Origin of the sequence: Algibacter mikhailovii (assembly GCF_014651495.1) — a bacterium.
Classification (GTDB): Bacteria; Bacteroidota; Bacteroidia; order Flavobacteriales; family Flavobacteriaceae; genus Algibacter_E; species Algibacter_E mikhailovii.
In genome coordinates this window covers 129,358-148,232 of sequence record NZ_BMWZ01000008.1, presented here as the reverse complement: position 1 = coordinate 148,232, position 18,875 = coordinate 129,358, and the positions used below count along the sequence as shown (strand labels likewise).

General features: G+C 34.1%; 23 protein-coding genes and 1 tRNA gene. 20 read left to right on the top strand and 4 right to left on the bottom strand.

Translation table 11 applies throughout. The features are described 5' to 3' along the window. The first annotated feature begins 7 nt into the window (after positions 1 to 7). The 20 genes from IE051_RS15950 to IE051_RS18735 all read left to right on the top strand — a co-directional run bounded on the left by IE051_RS15950 (position 8) and on the right by IE051_RS18735 (position 14,068). Positions 8 to 1,321, top strand: coding sequence for an ABC1 kinase family protein (locus IE051_RS15950; RefSeq protein WP_189362404.1), 1,314 nt, complete (start codon positions 8 to 10; stop codon positions 1,319 to 1,321). After that, complete coding sequence (locus tag IE051_RS15945) at positions 1,318 to 1,947, top strand: flavin reductase family protein (protein ID WP_189362403.1); 630 nt, start codon at positions 1,318 to 1,320, stop codon at positions 1,945 to 1,947. The genes IE051_RS15950 and IE051_RS15945 overlap by 4 nt, the downstream gene beginning before the upstream one ends. Continuing rightward, on the top strand, positions 1,947 to 3,398 hold the full coding sequence (locus tag IE051_RS15940) for an SDR family oxidoreductase (RefSeq protein WP_189362402.1): 1,452 nt from the start codon (positions 1,947 to 1,949) through the stop codon (positions 3,396 to 3,398). Before IE051_RS15945 ends, IE051_RS15940 begins: the two co-directional genes overlap by 1 nt. Continuing rightward, the gene (locus tag IE051_RS15935) at positions 3,364 to 3,513 is read left to right on the top strand and encodes a DUF2256 domain-containing protein (protein WP_189362401.1); all 150 of its coding nucleotides are present in this window, start codon (positions 3,364 to 3,366) and stop codon (positions 3,511 to 3,513) included. The genes IE051_RS15940 and IE051_RS15935 overlap by 35 nt, the downstream gene beginning before the upstream one ends. After that, positions 3,483 to 4,790 (top strand): DASH family cryptochrome, encoded by a 1,308-nt coding sequence (locus tag IE051_RS15930; RefSeq protein WP_189362400.1) that lies wholly within the window; start codon positions 3,483 to 3,485, stop codon positions 4,788 to 4,790. The genes IE051_RS15935 and IE051_RS15930 overlap by 31 nt, the downstream gene beginning before the upstream one ends. 2 nt (positions 4,791 to 4,792) lie before the next feature. Beyond that, positions 4,793 to 6,325, top strand: a complete 1,533-nt coding sequence (locus IE051_RS15925) for a cryptochrome/photolyase family protein (RefSeq protein WP_189362399.1) — start codon at positions 4,793 to 4,795, stop codon at positions 6,323 to 6,325. Beyond that, positions 6,315 to 7,808 carry a cryptochrome/deoxyribodipyrimidine photo-lyase family protein gene (locus tag IE051_RS15920; RefSeq protein WP_189362398.1) on the top strand — a complete coding sequence of 498 codons (1,494 nt, stop codon included), beginning with the start codon at positions 6,315 to 6,317 and terminating at the stop codon, positions 7,806 to 7,808. Before IE051_RS15925 ends, IE051_RS15920 begins: the two co-directional genes overlap by 11 nt. Before the next feature lie 112 nt (positions 7,809 to 7,920). Next, entirely contained in the window at positions 7,921 to 8,355 is a 435-nt protein-coding gene (locus tag IE051_RS15915; protein WP_189362451.1) for a hypothetical protein, read from the top strand. Then, complete coding sequence (locus IE051_RS15910; RefSeq protein WP_189362397.1) at positions 8,346 to 8,618, top strand: TIGR03643 family protein; 273 nt, start codon at positions 8,346 to 8,348, stop codon at positions 8,616 to 8,618. The genes IE051_RS15915 and IE051_RS15910 overlap by 10 nt, the downstream gene beginning before the upstream one ends. 49 nt (positions 8,619 to 8,667) lie before the next feature. Continuing rightward, complete coding sequence (gene folE / locus IE051_RS15905; RefSeq protein ID WP_189362396.1) at positions 8,668 to 9,363, top strand: GTP cyclohydrolase I FolE; 696 nt, start codon at positions 8,668 to 8,670, stop codon at positions 9,361 to 9,363. 4 nt (positions 9,364 to 9,367) lie between these two features. Continuing rightward, on the top strand, positions 9,368 to 9,589 hold the full coding sequence (locus IE051_RS15900) for a hypothetical protein (protein ID WP_189362395.1): 222 nt from the start codon (positions 9,368 to 9,370) through the stop codon (positions 9,587 to 9,589). Positions 9,590 to 9,757: 168 nt separating this feature from the next. Then, a complete protein-coding gene (locus tag IE051_RS15895) occupies positions 9,758 to 9,973 on the top strand; it encodes a hypothetical protein (protein ID WP_189362394.1) in 216 nt (71 codons plus the stop codon). A gap of 26 nt (positions 9,974 to 9,999) precedes the next feature. Continuing rightward, positions 10,000 to 10,683, top strand: a complete 684-nt coding sequence (locus IE051_RS15890) for an SDR family NAD(P)-dependent oxidoreductase (protein ID WP_189362393.1) — start codon at positions 10,000 to 10,002, stop codon at positions 10,681 to 10,683. A gap of 4 nt (positions 10,684 to 10,687) precedes the next feature. Next, a complete protein-coding gene (locus tag IE051_RS15885) occupies positions 10,688 to 11,230 on the top strand; it encodes a glutathione peroxidase (protein ID WP_189362392.1) in 543 nt (180 codons plus the stop codon). A 2-nt stretch (positions 11,231 to 11,232) separates the two neighbouring features. Then, complete coding sequence (locus IE051_RS15880; RefSeq protein WP_189362391.1) at positions 11,233 to 11,409, top strand: Lacal_2735 family protein; 177 nt, start codon at positions 11,233 to 11,235, stop codon at positions 11,407 to 11,409. Continuing rightward, positions 11,396 to 11,857 carry a TspO/MBR family protein gene (locus tag IE051_RS15875; RefSeq protein WP_189362390.1) on the top strand — a complete coding sequence of 154 codons (462 nt, stop codon included), beginning with the start codon at positions 11,396 to 11,398 and terminating at the stop codon, positions 11,855 to 11,857. The genes IE051_RS15880 and IE051_RS15875 overlap by 14 nt, the downstream gene beginning before the upstream one ends. Before the next feature lie 4 nt (positions 11,858 to 11,861). Continuing rightward, on the top strand, positions 11,862 to 12,323 hold the full coding sequence (locus IE051_RS15870; RefSeq protein WP_189362389.1) for an SRPBCC family protein: 462 nt from the start codon (positions 11,862 to 11,864) through the stop codon (positions 12,321 to 12,323). Beyond that, positions 12,324 to 13,634, top strand: a complete 1,311-nt coding sequence (locus tag IE051_RS15865; protein WP_189362388.1) for a cryptochrome/photolyase family protein — start codon at positions 12,324 to 12,326, stop codon at positions 13,632 to 13,634. It abuts the gene before it with no gap. A 70-nt stretch (positions 13,635 to 13,704) separates the two neighbouring features. Beyond that, complete coding sequence (locus IE051_RS15860) at positions 13,705 to 13,977, top strand: SnoaL-like domain-containing protein (RefSeq protein ID WP_229796842.1); 273 nt, start codon at positions 13,705 to 13,707, stop codon at positions 13,975 to 13,977. Positions 13,978 to 13,996: 19 nt separating this feature from the next. Further along, positions 13,997 to 14,068 (top strand): SnoaL-like domain-containing protein, encoded by a 72-nt coding sequence (locus IE051_RS18735; protein WP_308427737.1) that lies wholly within the window; start codon positions 13,997 to 13,999, stop codon positions 14,066 to 14,068. A 61-nt stretch (positions 14,069 to 14,129) separates the two neighbouring features. On the opposite strand, the gene IE051_RS15855 is transcribed toward IE051_RS18735, so the two are convergent. From IE051_RS15855 to IE051_RS15840, 4 genes are all read right to left on the bottom strand, one after another. Continuing rightward, positions 14,130 to 14,211 (bottom strand) — tRNA-Tyr (locus IE051_RS15855). Between the two features lie 56 nt (positions 14,212 to 14,267). After that, on the bottom strand, positions 14,268 to 16,976 hold the full coding sequence (locus IE051_RS15850; protein ID WP_189362387.1) for a TonB-dependent receptor: 2,709 nt from the start codon (positions 16,974 to 16,976) through the stop codon (positions 14,268 to 14,270). A gap of 19 nt (positions 16,977 to 16,995) precedes the next feature. Next, positions 16,996 to 17,847, bottom strand: coding sequence for a GLPGLI family protein (locus IE051_RS15845; protein WP_189362386.1), 852 nt, complete (start codon positions 17,845 to 17,847; stop codon positions 16,996 to 16,998). A gap of 161 nt (positions 17,848 to 18,008) precedes the next feature. After that, positions 18,009 to 18,863 carry a GLPGLI family protein gene (locus tag IE051_RS15840; protein WP_189362385.1) on the bottom strand — a complete coding sequence of 285 codons (855 nt, stop codon included), beginning with the start codon at positions 18,861 to 18,863 and terminating at the stop codon, positions 18,009 to 18,011. Positions 18,864 to 18,875: the final 12 nt, after the last annotated feature.

Below are 18,875 nucleotides of genomic sequence, written 5' to 3'. Positions count from 1 at the left end.
AAAACATATGAAAACCATAGATAATATACCAACAACAAAAATTCAACGCGCCACTAAATTAATTTCTACTGGAGCTAAAGTAGGCGCTAACTATATTAAATATTATGGTGACAAAATGGTTAATACGGCTGAACAGGCTAGACAACGTTTAAATAAAAACAATGCGGAAGATATTTATGATGGCTTAAAACAGCTTAAGGGCAGTGCTCTAAAGGTAGCTCAAATGTTAAGCATGGAAAAAAGCATTCTACCGCAGGCCTATGTTGAGAAGTTTTCGCTGGCACAATTTTCTGTACCACCGTTATCACCTCCACTGGTTCTTAAAACCTTTAAAAAATATTTCGGTAAAACACCACATGAAATTTTTGATACTTTTAATGCAACTTCTGTTAACGCTGCAAGCATCGGTCAGGTGCATATTGCAATGAAAAATGGGAAAAAACTAGCTGTGAAAATCCAATACCCAGGAGTTGCAGAAAGTATCGCTTCTGATTTAGCAATGGTAAAACCCATAGCTATGAGCATGTTTAATATAAAAGGAAAAGATTCTGACAAGTATTTCAAAGAGGTAGAATATAAACTTATTGAAGAAACGAATTATATCCTAGAAATGAAACAAAGCAAGGAAATTGCTACAGCATGTGCGCATATTTCCAATCTTGAATTCCCCAAATATTATGAAAAATACTCTTCGGAACGTATTATTACCATGGATTTTATGAATGGTGAGCATCTTTCTGAATTTACGGCACATAATACAGACCAAAATAAAGCAAACCAATTAGGGCAGGCCCTGTGGGACTTTTATATGTTTCAAATTCATAATCTAAAAAAAGTACATGCAGATCCGCACCCAGGAAATTTTTTAGTATCAGAAAAAGGAAAATTAATAGCACTCGATTTTGGGTGTATGAAAACAATCCCTCAAGATTTTTATACACCTTATTTCGAGTTAGCTCAAAAGGAGGTTATTGATAATAATACCGCTTTTGTTGAAAAACTCTATGAACTTGAAATTTTAAAAGACGACGACAGTCAAGCCGAACTAGATTTTTTCACAGCCATGTTTCATGACATGCTAAGTTTATTTACTAAACCTTTTCATGAAGCAACTTTTGATTTCTCAGATGCCCATTTCTTCAAGCAGATTGCAGAACTTGGTGAACGCTATTCAAAAAGTGCGGACTTAAAAAAAATGAACGGAAATAGAGGTTCAAAACATTTTATATACATAAATAGGACTTTCTTCGGACTGTACAATTTAATGTTTGACCTTAAGGCTCAAAACATTAAAATAAATAACTACCTTAGACTGTCATGAAATATTACAGTGAATCAAACCTTAAAGAATTAGACCATATATTCAAAATCAACTTAATAAATAGTTGTTCTGGATATAAATCTGCTAACCTCATTGGGAGCAAATCTAAAAATGGTATTGAAAATGTAGCAGTCTTTAGCTCTGTAACGCATATAGGATCTAGCCCAGCAATGTTTGGTTTTTTCTTAAGACCTACTACTGTAATAAGAAACACCTATGAAAACATAAAGGAAACCGGGCTCTACACTATCAATCACATACATAAAGCTATTCGAGAAGAAGCGCATCATACCTCAGCAAAGTACAAATCTTCAATATCAGAATTTGATGTAACCAATCTTGATGCTGAATACAAAAACGATTTTTACGCTCCTTTTGTGTCCGGCACCCCCATACAATTAGCGATGCAGTTCGTTGAAGAATATCATATAAAAGCCAATAACACCATCTTAGTCATTGGAAAAATAATTGGTTTATATATTGAAAATAATCTCATTGAAAATGATGGGTTTATTGACCTTAAAAAAGCGCAAGTAGCAGCAATTAATGGACTAGATGGGTATACTGTTCCAGAGTCAAGCTCGCGCTATGGCTATCAAAGACCCAAACCGTTAATCTTTAACTAATGACCATTCTTGTTACAGGTGCTACCGGATATATTGGAAAAAGGCTCATTCCGCTTCTATTAGAGGATGGCCATACCGTGATATGCGCTGTAAGAGATCGTTTAAGAGCCGATAAAAGCTATGCAGAGGAAGACAATGTTTTTGTCATTGAAATGGATTTTTTAAAGCCTGAAACTTTAAAGAATATTCCTAAAAATATTGATGTTGCCTACTACTTAATACACTCTATGTCTAATGCATCTGAAGATTTTAAATTATTAGAAGAACAGTGTGCAGTAAATTTTAAAACATCTATTGAAAAGACGGACATTAAGCAAGTGATTTACTTGAGTGGCATTACTAATGATGAGAAACTTTCAAAACATCTCAGTTCAAGAAAACTAGTTGAAGATACACTTGCATCAAATAAATATGCGCTTACAACCTTTAAAGCGGGAATCATTGTTGGATCGGGCAGTTCATCCTTCGAAATCATAAGAGACCTAGTTGAAAAGCTACCTTTTATGATTGCGCCTAAATGGCTGAACACAAAAACACAACCCCTCGCTGTTAGAGATGTATTAGGGTTTCTGCATAAAGGAGCTGGCAATACGCTTTTATATAATAAATCATACGATGTATTCGGTCCAGAAGTTATCACCTACAAAGAAATGCTGCTGCAGTTTGCAGAAGTTAGAGGCCTGAAAAGATATATACTTACGGTTCCCGTAATGACGCCCAAGTTGTCCTCGTATTGGTTATATTTTGTTACTTCTACATCTTATAAATTAGCCACTTCATTAGTAGATAGTATGGGCGTACAAATTATTGGAAAACCTAGTAATATTAATCAATTGCTTAATATTCACCCCATACCTTATAAACAAGCCGTAGCGCTAGCCTTTGAAAAAATAGAACAAAACGGTATTGTTTCAAGCTGGAAGGATTCCATGATTAGTAGTGGTAGGTTACGCAATAATCTTCATAAATACATTAATGTACCAAAGTTTGGTTGTTTTAAAGATTACAAGCAGCGCCCGGTAACCAACTTAAAGTTAACTCTGGATAAAATTTGGAGTATTGGTGGAACAAATGGATGGTACTATGGTAATATGCTATGGCGAATTAGAGGGTATATTGACAAAATTTTTGGTGGTATTGGTTTACGTCGTGGTAGAACAAGTCCAACAGAATTGGATGCTGGTGATGCCTTAGACTTTTGGCGTGTGATTTTTGCCGATAAGGAACAGCAGAAACTTTTGTTATATGCCGAAATGAGATTGCCGGGTGAAGCATGGCTTGAATTTAAAATTGAAGACGACATACTCAAACAAACGGCCACTTTTAGGCCCCGAGGCTTGTGGGGCCGACTATATTGGAATAGTGTCCTTCCATTTCATGGCTTTATCTTTTCAGGAATGATAAACAAACTGGTACATGTTAAGGAATCCCAAGAAAAATATACCTCATAAAATATGTGCTGTTTGCAATCTAAACTTTACTTGGAGAAAAAAATGGCGCAATAACTGGAATAACGTTAAATATTGTAGTGAGAAATGCAGAAGAAACAAGACAAAACAGGTTTAGTTTGGTTTAGGAATAATCTTCGCGTTCATGACAACACGGTATTAAATAGCGCAATAGCAGAAAACAAAACAGTAATTGCTGCTTATTTTTTTGATCCCAGACATTTTCAAAACACGCATTATGGCTTTAAAAAAACAGAAAAATACCGTGCTCAGTTTTTAATTCAAACTATACATGAACTAAGAACTAATCTTAAAAATTTAAACATTGAATTATTTGTATTTAAGGCCAAACCTGAATTGATAATTAACCAACTTATTTTTGACCATAATATTACTAAGTTCTATCTGCAAAAGGAATGGACTAGTGAAGAAAATCATGTCCTGAATCTAGTAAATAACAACCTACCAAGTAATGTAGAATTCGATGAGTATTTTGATCAATTCCTTTATCATCCAGATGACCTAAAATTGGCATTTTCAGAACTACCTCTATTATTTACAGACTTTAGAAAAGTTGTAGAACGCACTGCAGTGGTTAGACCAAGTACTACAACTAAGTCAGTTTACTCAAATAGCACTTTAGAAAACACCACTAAAATCCCAAATTTGAAGGATTTAGGATTTGAAAACTTTAAAACAGCCACAGATACGGCCTTTCCATTCAAAGGAGGAGAAAACAGTGCCATAAATAGGCTGAACAATTATTTATTTGAAACAAAAAAAATAGGTAACTATAAAAACACCAGAAATGAACTTATAGGCAAAGATTTTAGTTCAAAATTCTCGGCTTGGTTAGCAAATGGCAGTATTTCGGCTCGAACTATCTACTGGAACATCAAACAATTCGAAAAAGATAACTTCAAAAATCAATCTACATATTGGCTCATTTTTGAATTAATTTGGCGTGATTTTTTTAAATACATGTCATTAAAATATAATAACAGTTTTTTTAGAATTGAAGGCATACTCAATAAAAGTCAAGATTGGATTACAGATCAAAACGCCATTCGGTCTTGGGTTAATGGCTCTACTAGATCTCCATTTGTAAACGCCAATATGATAGAGCTTAAGAAAACTGGCTGGATGAGCAATAGAGGTAGACAGAATGTAGCATCCTTTTTTGCCAAGGAATTAAAAATTGATTGGAGAATTGGAGCTGCCTATTTTGAGTCCTTACTTATAGATTATGATGTACATAGTAATTATGGCAACTGGATGTATCTAGCAGGAGTTGGCAACGACCCCAGAAATAGAATGTTTAATATGGAGCTTCAATCAAAAAAATACGATCCTCAGGGACACTACCAAAACCTTTGGCTACAACAAAACCGTTAAATATGAAAACGCTGAGACTCATATTGGGAGACCAATTACACATAAAGCACTCATGGTTTAACACCACGAATAATGATGTTACTTATTGTCTTTTTGAATTGGAACAAGAATCAACCTATGTGACCCACCACATTCAAAAGGTTATTGGTTTTTTCGCTGCGATGCGTCAATTTTATAAAGATCTTGAATCTTTAGGTCACCAGGTTATTTATATTAAAATTAATGATGAACCCAAGGGACATAATCTAGAACAAAACCTCTCTAGGCTTATAAAAAAGAATAACATCACATGTTTTGAGTATATGCAGCCTGATGAATATCGCTTAGACCTTCAATTGTCTCAATTTACTTCCAAACTTAATATAAAAACTAAGGCCTATTCAACTGAACATTTCTACACTACAAGGACGGAACTCTCTGAATTCTTTAAAGGAAAAAAACAATACCTTATGGAGAATTTTTATAGATATATGCGTAAAAAACATAATATCCTCATCATAGCAAACCAACCTGAAGGCGGTAAATGGAATTATGATAAAAGCAACAGAAAACCGTGGAAGAATGATTTTAAAATCCCACCACCGATCTATTTTGAAAATAATGTATCCGCTGTACTAAAAGATATAAAAAAAGCCAATATTAACACTATCGGGCATTCTAATTCAGAGGTATTCCATTACCCAATAAGTAGAATTCAGGCCCTTCAGCAGCTTGAATATTTTTGCGAACATCTACTTATTCATTTTGGTGATTTTCAAGATGCCATGGACACCGATGAAGAGTACTTATTTCATTCACGATTAGCATTTGCCCTAAACATAAAACTAATACGCCCCAAAGATATTATAAAAACGGTCCTGAATTATTATAGACTGCATAGCACAGAAATTAACATTTCGCAGGTAGAAGGTTTTATAAGACAAATTATTGGTTGGCGCGAATATATGCGAGGCATGTACTGGGCTTTTATGCCGGAATACAAATCCCTAAATACACTAGAGAATTACAACCCGTTGCCAAAATTTTTCTGGACTGGACAAACAAAAATGAACTGCTTAAAACAGTCTATTAATAATTCACTAAACAACAGTTATGCCCATCATATTCAACGCTTAATGATTACGGGCAACTTTGCACTATTAACACAAACCAATCCAAACGAGGTTGACAATTGGTATTTAGGCATATATATAGATGCCATTGAATGGGTACAACTGCCTAATACAAGAGGTATGAGTCAATTTGCTGACGGCGGAAAAATAGCTACAAAACCATATGTATCCTCTGGTAGTTACATCAATAAAATGAGTACATATTGCAAAACCTGTACTTATAATAAAAATAAAAAAACGGAAGCGGATGCCTGCCCCTTTAATAGCTTGTATTGGAATTTCTTAGACGCAAAAAGAAACCATTTAGAACAAAATTTCAGAATGAAAATGATGTATAGTCTTCTAAACAAAATGGATGGGCAAGAACTTCATAAAATTAAACAAAGAGCAAATCACATAATTAATAATCCAGATGCCTACTAAGACCTGTATAAATATAGTTTGGTTTAAGCGTGACTTAAGACTTCATGACAATGGAGCTATAGAATTTGCAATAAAAGAAAAAAAACCTTTTCTATTTCTCTATTGCTTTGAACCCATTTTGTTGAATGACCCACATTACAATAGTAGGCATTGGGGCTTTATAAAAGAATCTTTAATTGATTTAAATAATGAATTATTAAAATACAATTCAAAAATACTTATTGTACAGTCTGATATTATTCCCACTATAAATGGTCTACTCGAAAAATACAAGGTTCAAAATATTTTTTCTCATCAAGAAACAGGACTTTTAGTTACGTATAATCGGGATAAGTCATTTAATAGGTTTTGTAAAAACAACTTTATATCATGGAAAGAAAACATTAATAATGGCGTGCAAAGAGGTTTAAACAATCGCGATAATTGGAATGAATTAATGGATGTTTTTTATGCACAAAAGCCACATGTATTTTCTCCGCGGCAAGGGCAACTCATAAGTATAGGTGCCATTGAAAATTTAGAAAAAAACTTTAAAACAATAGATTTAACTACAGATGCTTATTCACCATTTCAAAAAGGCGGCCGAACCATGGGATTAAAATATTTAAAATCCTTTTTTGAAAATAGACATGCCAATTACATGGCGCATATTTCTAAACCTGAATTGTCCAGAAAAAGCTGCAGTAGAATATCACCCTACATTGCTTGGGGTAATTTATCCATGAGAGAAGTCTATCAAGAAGCCCATAATTTAGCATTGTATTCAAAACACAAGAAGGACCTAACAGCATTTATGTCAAGACTAAGATGGCAAGCACATTTTATTCAGAAATTTGAAATGGAGCATACCATGGAAGCATCGAGCATCAACAAAGGATTTCATAAACTTAAAAAAGGCATCTCTAAAACCTATCAAAATGCATGGAAAGCGGGCATGACGGGATATCCACTTATTGATGCATGCATGCGTTGCCTTAGTCATACTGGTTATTTAAATTTTAGAATGCGCGCTTTGGTTGTTTCGTTCTTTACCCATAACCTCTGGCAGCCTTGGCAAGAAGCAACAACACATCTTTCGCAATTGTTTTTAGATTTTGAACCTGGCATACATTTTCCGCAGCTTCAAATGCAAGCAGGAGAAACGGGTATTAATATGTTGAGAATATATAATCCCATAAAAAATAGTTTGGAACATGATCCTGATGCGCAATTTATTAAGAAATGGGTTCCCGAATTAAAGAACCTTGAAATACCTTTTGCTCATCAACCTTTTATAATGACCAAACTTGAACAAGAGTTTTACAATTTTAAATTAGGCAAAGACTACCCCGCCCCTATTGTTAATCTAGAAAGTAGTCGTAAAAATGCTAGTGATATTTTGTGGCAATTAAGAAAACATCCCCTCGTTATAGAAGAAGGTAAAAGAATTCTTAAAAAGCATACCATAAAAAGGCGCTCAAAAAACACACAAAACACTGATTAACATAAACTTAAGGTCTACTATAAGTTTTCCTAATGGTATTATATTCTTTTTTGTTTAATTATTTTTGAAATAAGTTAAACATTTTGTAGATTTGAGATATAAAGACGGAGAAATGATACTGAATTCGACATATTCTAATAAAGATCACAAACATATTTTGAATGACCTAGTAGGGAAGCCATTCTCTTTTATACAGTCCATCAAACTAAAAGGAGTAGGTTCTAAACGTATGGTAATTCAAGATGTGAGTCCTAATCTTAAGTCATATATGAATAAGGTATCAGATATAAATTATGCGAATATCGAACTCAGGACTAAAGGTATTCTTATATATATCAATAAAGGGCTTCAAAATTTCACATGGGCCATTCCGTTTTATCAACTGGTTATTTTTAAGTCCAATGGTTCTAGTATTCATGCGCAAGGACGGTTTATACATTTTAAAAATAATAGAACACTTAAAGAAAATAAAAAGTTTTTCGACAAAGTACTAGATGCTAAAATAAAATATGACATGGATAATGATTTTCAAGCCTTATGGATTTAAGTGAAAGAGTAATTGATAGAATTATTGAAATGGCTTGGGAAGATAGAACAACCTTTGATGCTATTTATTTCCAATTTGGACTAAAAGAACAAGAGGTTATAGAGCTCATGAGAAAGGAAATGAAACTCAGCAGTTTCAGGCTATGGCGTAAACGGGTTCAAGGTAGAAAAACAAAACATCAAAAGTTGAGACATAATGAAAAAAGACGCTTTAAATGTTCACGACAAAGGCAAATAACAGGTAATAAAATTTCAAAACGCTAACGTGCTTTGATTAAGCAAAAGTCTTAAAACAGCACATAAAAAAGATATTATGAAAATTGAAACATTAGAACAGAAACTTAACGGACACAAATTAAACGGATTTTCTTTGGATGATATAGGGGATGACCATCTATATACTGGATTGGAAACCCCAATGAAAACAGATGCGTTTAAACTTTCTGATGAAGAAAAAAAACAACGTATTGCAATTTTGTTCGAAGAAATCATGGACGTCATGGGGTTAGATTTAACAGACGACTCTTTAAAAGGCACGCCTCAGCGTGTGTCCAAAATGTATATTGATGAAATCTTTTCTGGACTAAACCCAAAAAACAAACCAAAGGTAGCTTTGTTTGATAATAAATACCAATACAATCAAATGTTGGTAGAAAAAAATATTACATTCTACTCCAACTGCGAACACCACTTTGTACCTATAATTGGGAAGGCTCATGTCGCTTATATATCCTCAGGTAAAGTTATAGGGCTTTCAAAATTAAATAGAATAGTTCAGTATTACGCCAAACGACCACAAGTACAAGAACGTTTAACAAATCAAATAGCCACAGAGCTAAAAACTATCCTCAATACTGATGATGTTGCAGTCATCATTGATGCCAAGCACCTGTGTGTTTCATCTCGGGGAATAAAAGACGACACCTCATCAACGGTTACGGCTTACTATGGTGGCGCTTTCAAAAAAGCTGAAAAAATAACAGAATTACAAAATTACTTAAACAGTTAATATTATGGACATCATTGACAAAGCATTAGAATTTGAACAAAGAAAGAGAAGATCCTTATCAACAAGTGATCGCGTAAAAATTGGTAGAGAAGCCAAAGCATTAATTTTAGATCTTAATCAAATTTATAAGGTCAAAAAAGATGAAAAAATCATGGATATCATGAAACGCTTAACTGCAATTAAAAGAAAAGTTGAGAAAAGGCTAAAAGGACCAATACTTACTTAAGCTTTTGCAAAACAGTCAAAAAATACCAGATTATCATTTAAAATTTAAAATTTGGATAATTATTCTCTATAAAAATCAATAATTTCATAGATTTTATTATATTGTCGAATTGTGAAAGGTTAGCTAGCATTCACGACATAATAAAACAGAAAAAAGATTTAAAACACTATGGAGATTATTGATAGAGCCTTGGCTTTCGAACAGCGCAGACATACGTTTAAAACAACCAGTGAACGCATTGAATCGTCTAGGGAAGTTAAAGACTTAATATTAAGTTTAAACGCCGTATACAAGGAAAATAAAGATCCCGAAATAATGGATCTCATGAAACGCCTAACAGTAATTAAACAAAAAATTGAAAAAAGGCTAAAGGGCAGGCCATAAAACAAACAATCATGCCCTGAAACCATATGAAAACAATTATTGTAATAGGTGGTAGTAAGGGCATAGGAAATGCCATATTAAATGCTCTAGTAGGTACCCATAATGTAATAAACATTAGTAGAACGGCTCCTGCTGACAATCACCCTAATTTAAGACATTACCCTTGCGACATCTTAATAGATGATTTGCCAATAATTGATGTGGCCGATAGCCTAATATATTGTCCGGGCAGTATCAATTTAAAACCATTTTCTAGGCTAAATCTTGATGATTTTAAAAACGACTTTGAAATTAATGTTTTAGGGGCAGTTAAAGCCGCACAACATTATTTACCCGTTTTAAAAAACGCTCAATCACCTTCCCTATTATTTTTTAGCACAGTAGCAGCCAAATTAGGTATGCCATATCATGCCAGTATTGCGGCTTCAAAAGCAGCTGTTGAGGGGTTGGTAAAATCGCTTGGTGCAGAATTAGCACCGCACATTCGTGTAAATGCCATAGCGCCTACGGTGACAGATACTGATTTGGCATCAAAATTATTGAGAAATGATAAAATGATAGCCAATATAAAGGAACGCCATCCACTTAAAAAGTATTTATCGCCTCAGGAAGTGGCTGAAATGGCGCAATTTCTTATCTCAAATAAGGCCGCCTCTATTTCGGGTCAAATTTTTGAAATGGATTGCGGTATTGTAAGTTTTAAAATATAGAATTATGAAACCATTGAAGGCTTTTTTTGCAACAATAAATTCGAATCAAAATGATTCTGCAACTTTGGATTTAGCATCTATTTATGACATTAAAATAAATTCATTACAAGGTACTGCTATTGCATTATCAGAGTTCAAAGGCAAGCATATGCTTTTTGTTAATGTAGCCTCGAAATGTGGCTTCACACCACAATACAAGGAATTACAGGCATTATCCGAGAAATATAAGAACACTTTAGCAGTTATTGGAGTGCCATGCAATCAATTTGGAAACCAAGAGCCTGGAGACGCCAACGCCATCGATTCGTTTTGCCAAGTGAATTATGGTGTCACTTTTTTAATAACGGAAAAAATAGATGTAAAAGGAAGCAAACAGCACCCCTTATATGCCTGGCTCACCAAAAAGGCTCTAAATGGTAAAAAGAATTCTTCTGTTAAGTGGAACTTTCAAAAATATTTAATCGATGATAACGGTAATCTAGTTGATTATTATTTTTCAACAACCAATCCGCTTAATTCTAAAATTGTAAAACACTTAAATGACTAGCTATGTTTGGATTATTTAAAAGAAAATCACAAAAAGAGAAATTAGAACAAAAATTCAAAAAATTAATGAGAGAATGGCACGAACTATCCAGTATCAATAGGTCAGCTAGTGACGAAAAATTCGCAGAGGCTCAAGTGCTTGCAAAACTCATAAATGAATTAAAAAATGAAGCTGCTTAAACTAAGTATACTATTCTTGGTGCTTAATTTTGGCGCTTTGGCCATTGGAAGTTGGCTTATGGCTAGCGGACCACAAACAGAGTGGTATGCCAATTTAAATAAAGCACCATGGACGCCTCCTGGCTGGGTGTTTGGAGCCGCTTGGACAACCATAATGATTTTTTTTTCCATTTATATGGCAGCCTTATACTCCAAACGATCAACCACAAAAGTCGTCCTACTATTTACTGTACAATTTGTTCTTAATATCATTTGGAATTTCATATTCTTTAATCAACACCTTATAGGCCTCGGCTTATTTACAATTATTTTATTAACCGCAATCGTTTTAATATTTTTAGTGGATTACAAAGAAACTTTAGGTTTAAAATCATTCTTAATTCTTCCCTACTTTGTTTGGTTATGCATTGCAACGTCTCTTAATATGTATATTTTAATTCATAATTAATTAAATGAAAATTTACCGTCTCCATAAAAAACAAAATCTACCCATTACCATAAAACAAGCATGGGAGTTTCTATCTGACCCAAAAAATCTAAAGACCATCACACCCGATTATATGGGTTTTAACATTCTTTCGGGTGCAGACAGACCAATGTATGCCGGCCAAATTATTCAGTATATTGTCACTCCAGTATTAGGTATAAAAACAAAATGGGTTACAGAAATCACCCATAGTATTGACCAACACTATTTTGTTGATGAGCAGCGTTTTGGCCCCTATGCATTATGGCATCATAAACATTTTATAAAAGAAATTGACGGCGGCGTTGAAATGGAAGACATTATTGATTACAAGGTGCCTTTTGGATTCATTGGTCAATTGGTACATCCATTTCTAGTAAAACCGAAATTAGAAGAAATATTCAACTACAGGACGATGAAATTAGAAGAATTATTTGGAAAATATTAAATGAATAATCCCATCAATATATTCTGGTTTCGTCGTGATTTAAGACTAGAAGACAACCACGGACTTTATGAAGCTCTAAAAGAAGAACTAAATGTTCTTCCCATATTTATATTTGATATAGACATATTATCAAAACTTCCTAAAAATGATGCTAGAGTCTCATTTATCTATGATACTTTAGATAAATTAAATCTTTCACTAGGTAAAAATAATAATTCTGGGATTGCTATGTACCATGGCAAGCCAAAAGACATTATTAAACAATTACTAGATACCCATAACGTAAGAACCGTCTATACGAATCATGATTATGAGCCCTATGCTAGAACACGAGATTCAGAAATAGCTGCCTATTTAGAAACGAGGGATGTCACTTTCAAAACTTACAAAGATCAAGTCATTTTTGAAAAAAATGATATTGTAAAAAAAGACGGAAAACCTTATTTAGTTTATACGCCATACATGAAAAAATGGAAGGAAAGATTTAGACAAACTCATTTACAAAGGTTTCCTTCAGAAGATTATCTTCATAAAATAGGGTCCATTGAAAGACTTCCACAGATATCGCTCTCTGATATGGAGTTTACAACACCCAATCAAATTATAAAACCCTATAGCGTTTCTTCTAGTTTAATAAAAAGCTACGAGGCTACACGAAATTATCCAGCAAAAGATAGCACATCGCGATTGGGACCACATTTAAGATTTGGTACTATAAGCATAAGATCTATAGTAGATAAAGCCATTGCTGAAACTAATGAAATATTCTGGCAGGAATTAATATGGCGAGAATTTTTTATGCAGATTTTATGGCATTTTCCGCAAACACTCACTAAAAGTTTTAAATCGCAATATGATCGTATTTTATGGCGCAATAATGAAGCCGAATTTAAAGCCTGGTGTGCAGGAAAAACGGGCTACCCTTTAGTTGATGCGGGGATGAGACAATTGAATAAAACAGGCTTTATGCATAACAGAGTACGCATGCTTGTGGGGAGTTTTTTATGTAAACACTTGCTTATTGATTGGCGTTGGGGAGAAGCATATTTTGCAGAAAAACTTCACGATTATGAGATGGCCAGTAATATAGGCAACTGGCAATGGGTGGCAGGATGTGGCGTGGATGCTGCTCCTTATTTCAGAATTTTTAACCCTACAACGCAAATTCAAAAATTTGATAAAAACCTAGAGTATATACAGTCCTGGGTGCCAGATTTTCAAGAATTAACCTACCCTACTCTAATTGTAGACCATAAATTTGCAAGAGAACGTTGCTTAAGCGTTTATAAAGAAGCTTTAAACCCAGAATGATAACATTTCATTAAGATTATGGTATTCTTAAATTCCCTATTTTTAGTATTCATCAATAAACTAAATAATTATGAGTACCAAAGAAGTAGCAAATCAGTGGGCACAACTGTGTCGTGAAGGAAAAAACATTGAATGTATTGAATCCCTTTATGCCGAAAATGTCTCTAGTAAAGAAATGCCAGGCGTACCGTATGGAGAATCTATTACAGGAAAACAAAGTGTTTTAGAGAAAAGTAAACAATGGTTAGACAACGTTGTTGAATTTCATAGTGGAGAAATAAGTGATCCGGTAATTGCGGATAATCACTTTGTGAGTAAAATGAGCTTTGAGGTTACTTTTTAAAGATCGGGGCAGACAGCAGATGGAAGAGATATGTGTTTTTGAAGTCAATGATGGTAAAATTGTTAACGAACAATTTTTCTATACTATGTAGCTCTATATAAGGTTAATAACAAAAAAAAGTCTGCAATATGCAGACTTTTTTTTTATTAAAGTGGGGAGAGCAGGATTCGAACCTGCGAAGACGTAGTCAGCAGATTTACAGTCTGCCCTCGTTGGCCGCTTGAGTATCTCCCCAAAACCGGAGGCAAATATATTATTGTTCTTTTACACTACAAAATTATTTTTACAAATTATATTTCATAGCGCACTCGTAATGTGAGAAACCTAGGTTGAATTAAATATTCAGTTGAAAACACTGAAACATTATTATTCCCATTTCGAATTTGAGAATTTGTATCTAGTAAATTTGTCCCTTTTATTTGATATTCCCACTTAGAGTCTTTTGTTTTTCTATAGGATAACGAAGCGTCCCACATTTTAAATATTTGTGGCGAACCGCCGTTAGGGTCACTTTGACTATTGTATGTGAAATTGGTTAAAAAGGTAAAAGACTTCCAAATATATGCATCAAATCTAAATCTAGGTGAATGCGTTATAAATTGTGTGCTACGTCCTCCTTGTTTATTGTCATTAACACTATAACTATAGGACACTCTAAAATTTGGTGCTTCTCTAAAATTCGACCTTATTTCTGGGGTATATGACTGCCTGTAGTTTTCATTAATTGAACGACTACCTTGAACAACTTGATTAAACTTACTATAATTAAAACTTGCTCTCAGACTCCCTCGTATTTTGCCGAAGGTACGTTGTATTCTCCCAAAAGAAGAAAACGTTTCATCTGCAAATTCAGAATTAAAAAAGGTATTCGTTCTTATCACACTATCAAAATTGGATAATGTTCTTATTTGCCCAATGGCATTGGTATAATTTACTCGAGCATACACATTGGTATAATTAAATAAATTAAAACTTCTGTAAAATAAACTTATATTATTAGTTAGGGCATTTTCTAATCTAGGGTTACCAATTTGAATGCTGTTAAAGCTATTTAAAACTATACCCCGTGCCAAGGTAGTAACGTCTGTAAACTGATTGCGCATATTATACCTTAGTGTTAAACTTTCGCTCTTTTTAAACTGAATACGCGTTTCAAAATCAGGAAGCACTCTAAAGAAATTATCAGTGTATGTTTCTCCAAACTGATTATTGCTATTACCATAAGCATGCCCCGAAAGCCCAGGGGTAAAAGTAAAAATCCCCAATTTGAGTCTATAATGTACCCCTAAATAAATATCGCTAAAATTATATTTAATATCGTTTTCACTTAAACCATCATTTATTGTGGGTGTTGGTACAAATATAGATTCATCATCCAGGACTTGAAATATATTGGAATCAAAATCCTGCCTGTTTAATATGGTACCAAAAGTGAAATTTAAGTTGCTCTTAGCATTTAATATGTTCCAATAATCCACTTTAGCGTCCAATTGATTGGTTTTTACCCGTCGCTCTTGGTTTATATCATATCCCGCTTGATCATCATCTAAACCTAGGCGTTCAGCTGTGTTCATATAGGCTGTTTTATCCTCTAAAAAAGCATTATAAAACGGATCCTCATCTTGCAACAAATGAAGGGCTTCAAAGGCAAAAATATTGTTTTCATTTAGGGTATAGTAGTACTTCATATTCTGATTAATACTATACGGAGAATTCTCTTCAAATTGAATTGTTTTGCCTATTACTGAGGATGCTAAATTTCTATCTTGAGATTCTTTAGTCATTCTTCCTAAAAAATCATATTCAAGCTGATTATCTGGGTTCGGTTTATATGCTGCAGTTAATTTTAACAACCCTACGTCTGATCTTTGCCGCGTAGATTCAATGGTTTCTTCATCTGGTATTCCTAATTCAGGGTCTGTATATTTTACAGAATTCAATTCTACCATATCCACTCTATTACTATTAAAAATGGCAAAACCACTAAAATCCAGAGCCTTATTTGGTGAATAACTAAAGTTACTTGCAGCCATTTTATTGACAATGTCTTGGGCACGATTGTTTTGCGTACTTAAAAAACCAAGACTATTGTTTCCAAGGCTCAAATTAGTACCACTAGAAGCACTGGGCGATCTAAAACCACCACCAAATCCTCTTAAATCTTGTCTAGACAAAGCGGGTTCTCCTAAGTTATTCAAATCGCCCAATACGTTAATACTATACTTGGGGCTATAATAAAACAACTTAGGTTGCAAAATATATAGGGGATCATCTGGCGCACTTCCGCCACCGGCCGTAACATTTCCAAACCAAAAATTCTTTTTGCCCTCTTTTAACTTGATGTTAATTGCATAATTATCTTGATTATTTGTCACACTACTTAATTGAGCAACTTCAGTAAAGTTTTTTAATACTTGGACTTTATCAACGGCATTCGACGGAATATTTTTTGCTGCTAGTTTAGTATCTCCATCAAAGAAATCTTTACCATCAACCATCAACTTATTAACGCGCTGCCCCTCTACCTCTATTTGTCCGTCATCATTGATTTCAACACCTGGTAATTTTTCAAGTATATCCTCAAGTTTTCGTTCAGTTCCATTTTTAAAGGAATCGGCATTATATATTAAAGTATCGCCCTTAATAGTCACTGGCATTTCATAAGTAATCTCTACAGCGTCAAGAGCATTGTCGGCTGCCATGACAATATTTTTATCAATATCGACGGTAGTCGTTTGAATAAGCTCTTCAAAGGTTTTCATACCTATGTAACTTACTTGTAATTTATAGGATGTATTCTTATTTAAACTTAGCTTATACTTTCCCTCGTCAGTGGTAATTCCATAAGAATCAAGCACATTTGTTTCTTGATTTATAGCAACTACATTAGCTAGTTCAAGTGGATTTCCAATACTATCCTTGACCACGCCTTCCAATTTTATCTGAGAAAAACTAAAAGTAGTTATCAAAGAAAGTGTTATGATTAATTTTAATTTCATCTATCTCTTTTTGTATGAACTATCTTCTTCCTCCTCCGCCTCTTCTAAAATTTTCGCGCATTTCTTTATACTTCTCAGTTGCGATTTCTACATATTCCTCTTTGGAAACCACTTTACCTTTGGAAGGTGGCTTAATTGTAAATTTCTCACTGGGATTAAGTACAATTTTTGTACATAAAATGGTAGTTTTATCTGTATTAACCTCTAAAATTAAACCTGGAAGTCCCCAAAAGTCTCCAGGACCTTGACTAACAGGAATCTGCATGGTATACCAAGCTACCACCTCAACTTTCTTGGGAGTAACAGGTTCGGGCTGTTTGTTTTCATCCGCTTTGTTCTCATCACGATTAGGTGGCCTTCTTAAGGAAGAGATATCAAAATCTTGCCATGTTTTTATTGTGGTGGCCTTAAAGCATGTATACGAACCAATTTGCTTTGTCTCTCCAGTCATTTTCCATTCCATTTTTTGCAAATCTTCCTTTATTAAAAATAACTTGCCAAAAAGCTCATGTTCACTAAGAAATTGATTTGATTTTACGTTTTTGTATTTAATACCATCAATAGCTCCTGACATGATATTAGAAAAACCACCGCCTCTGCCAGCTGTTGGAGCTTCCAACTGTTCTTCAACTTTATAAATGGATTCTATTTTATTAAATGAAAGTATGTATGTCTTTTCAAACATACTTTTTAACCGTTCTGCCATGCGTTTTTTTTGATCTTCGGACATATCCGGCCTTCCAAAATTGCTCATATCAACATCTGTTTTAGACATGTAATAAGCTTTACCCTGAAAGTCTTGAGCCTCAATGGGAATGGAAATAAATAAAACAAAAAATAAAACGAAAAGCTTTCTAAAAAATAATTTCATGAAATGGAAGGTTAACCTATTAAATAAAAACGACTAATTTTTGTCCTTATAAGGACAACTCTTAGACCCTACCGCCTCAACTTAGTTTAATGGCTTTTTCATAAAATTTTGTTAAACAATTTATGGCAAGCAAGTCACCAAACTGCATGATACCTTATTGATTAACCCCTTCCGCCTCTATTACTTCTAAACTCTTGCATTTTTTCGGTAATTATTGCCTTGTATTCCTTTCTAGAAACCACTTTACCTTTTTTCGGAGCTTTAATACTCTCCTTCTCTCCGGGGTTTAAGACAATTTTATTGCAGAGTAGCGTCGTAGTACCGGCACTCACTTCGAGAATTAATCCGGGAAGCCCCCTATAATCACCTGGACCTTGACTAACAGGAATCATGGGGGTATACCATGCTACAACTTCAACCATTTCAGGGTCATTCTTTTCTGGTACAACCGTTTTCTCCTGTGCTTTATTTGCCAATGAGTCTTCTTCCTTCTGACTTTGACGCCTTAGCTCACTCCAGGAAAAATTATACCATGACAAATCAAAAGCCGGGCGCAAACAGGTTGCCTTAAAACAAGTATAATTACCTATAGTTTTGGACTCAGTGCCAATTTTCCACGCAATAGCTTTAAGTGTATCCTTAACCAAAAATACTTTTCCATAAAACTCCTGACTTTGAATAAACGTATTTGATTTTATGTTTTTGTACTGATTGCCAGGGGTAAAGTTCTTGCCCCAAGAATCTGTAGCCCCAGAAATAGCATCAAGTTTGTCATCTTCCTTATATGTTGATTCTTCCTTGTTAAAGCTGAGTATATACGTTTTTTCTAATCTGTTTTTTAATCGAGAAGCTATCTCCTTTTTTTGTTGCTCGCTCATTTTAGCTCCCCATCGTCCTAGATCCATGGGTGTTTTGGAAAAATAATAGGCTTTCCCTTGAAAATCTTGTGCATAAAACACATTGCAAAACATGATGACGGTCGTAATAAGAAAGACACGTTTTATTGAATAATACATTGGTTTGTTTAT

Coding starts and splice junctions, on each gene's coding strand:
- IE051_RS15950 (WP_189362404.1), top strand. CDS start 8: ATGAAAACCATAGATAATATACCAACAACAAAAATTCAACGCGCCACT.
- IE051_RS15945 (WP_189362403.1), top strand. CDS start 1,318: ATGAAATATTACAGTGAATCAAACCTTAAAGAATTAGACCATATATTC.
- IE051_RS15940 (WP_189362402.1), top strand. CDS start 1,947: ATGACCATTCTTGTTACAGGTGCTACCGGATATATTGGAAAAAGGCTC.
- IE051_RS15935 (WP_189362401.1), top strand. CDS start 3,364: ATGTTAAGGAATCCCAAGAAAAATATACCTCATAAAATATGTGCTGTT.
- IE051_RS15930 (WP_189362400.1), top strand. CDS start 3,483: ATGCAGAAGAAACAAGACAAAACAGGTTTAGTTTGGTTTAGGAATAAT.
- IE051_RS15925 (WP_189362399.1), top strand. CDS start 4,793: ATGAAAACGCTGAGACTCATATTGGGAGACCAATTACACATAAAGCAC.
- IE051_RS15920 (WP_189362398.1), top strand. CDS start 6,315: ATGCCTACTAAGACCTGTATAAATATAGTTTGGTTTAAGCGTGACTTA.
- IE051_RS15915 (WP_189362451.1), top strand. CDS start 7,921: ATGATACTGAATTCGACATATTCTAATAAAGATCACAAACATATTTTG.
- IE051_RS15910 (WP_189362397.1), top strand. CDS start 8,346: ATGGATTTAAGTGAAAGAGTAATTGATAGAATTATTGAAATGGCTTGG.
- folE (WP_189362396.1), top strand. CDS start 8,668: ATGAAAATTGAAACATTAGAACAGAAACTTAACGGACACAAATTAAAC.
- IE051_RS15900 (WP_189362395.1), top strand. CDS start 9,368: ATGGACATCATTGACAAAGCATTAGAATTTGAACAAAGAAAGAGAAGA.
- IE051_RS15895 (WP_189362394.1), top strand. CDS start 9,758: ATGGAGATTATTGATAGAGCCTTGGCTTTCGAACAGCGCAGACATACG.
- IE051_RS15890 (WP_189362393.1), top strand. CDS start 10,000: ATGAAAACAATTATTGTAATAGGTGGTAGTAAGGGCATAGGAAATGCC.
- IE051_RS15885 (WP_189362392.1), top strand. CDS start 10,688: ATGAAACCATTGAAGGCTTTTTTTGCAACAATAAATTCGAATCAAAAT.
- IE051_RS15880 (WP_189362391.1), top strand. CDS start 11,233: ATGTTTGGATTATTTAAAAGAAAATCACAAAAAGAGAAATTAGAACAA.
- IE051_RS15875 (WP_189362390.1), top strand. CDS start 11,396: ATGAAGCTGCTTAAACTAAGTATACTATTCTTGGTGCTTAATTTTGGC.
- IE051_RS15870 (WP_189362389.1), top strand. CDS start 11,862: ATGAAAATTTACCGTCTCCATAAAAAACAAAATCTACCCATTACCATA.
- IE051_RS15865 (WP_189362388.1), top strand. CDS start 12,324: ATGAATAATCCCATCAATATATTCTGGTTTCGTCGTGATTTAAGACTA.
- IE051_RS15860 (WP_229796842.1), top strand. CDS start 13,705: ATGAGTACCAAAGAAGTAGCAAATCAGTGGGCACAACTGTGTCGTGAA.
- IE051_RS15850 (WP_189362387.1), bottom strand. CDS start 16,976: ATGAAATTAAAATTAATCATAACACTTTCTTTGATAACTACTTTTAGT.
- IE051_RS15845 (WP_189362386.1), bottom strand. CDS start 17,847: ATGAAATTATTTTTTAGAAAGCTTTTCGTTTTATTTTTTGTTTTATTT.
- IE051_RS15840 (WP_189362385.1), bottom strand. CDS start 18,863: ATGTATTATTCAATAAAACGTGTCTTTCTTATTACGACCGTCATCATG.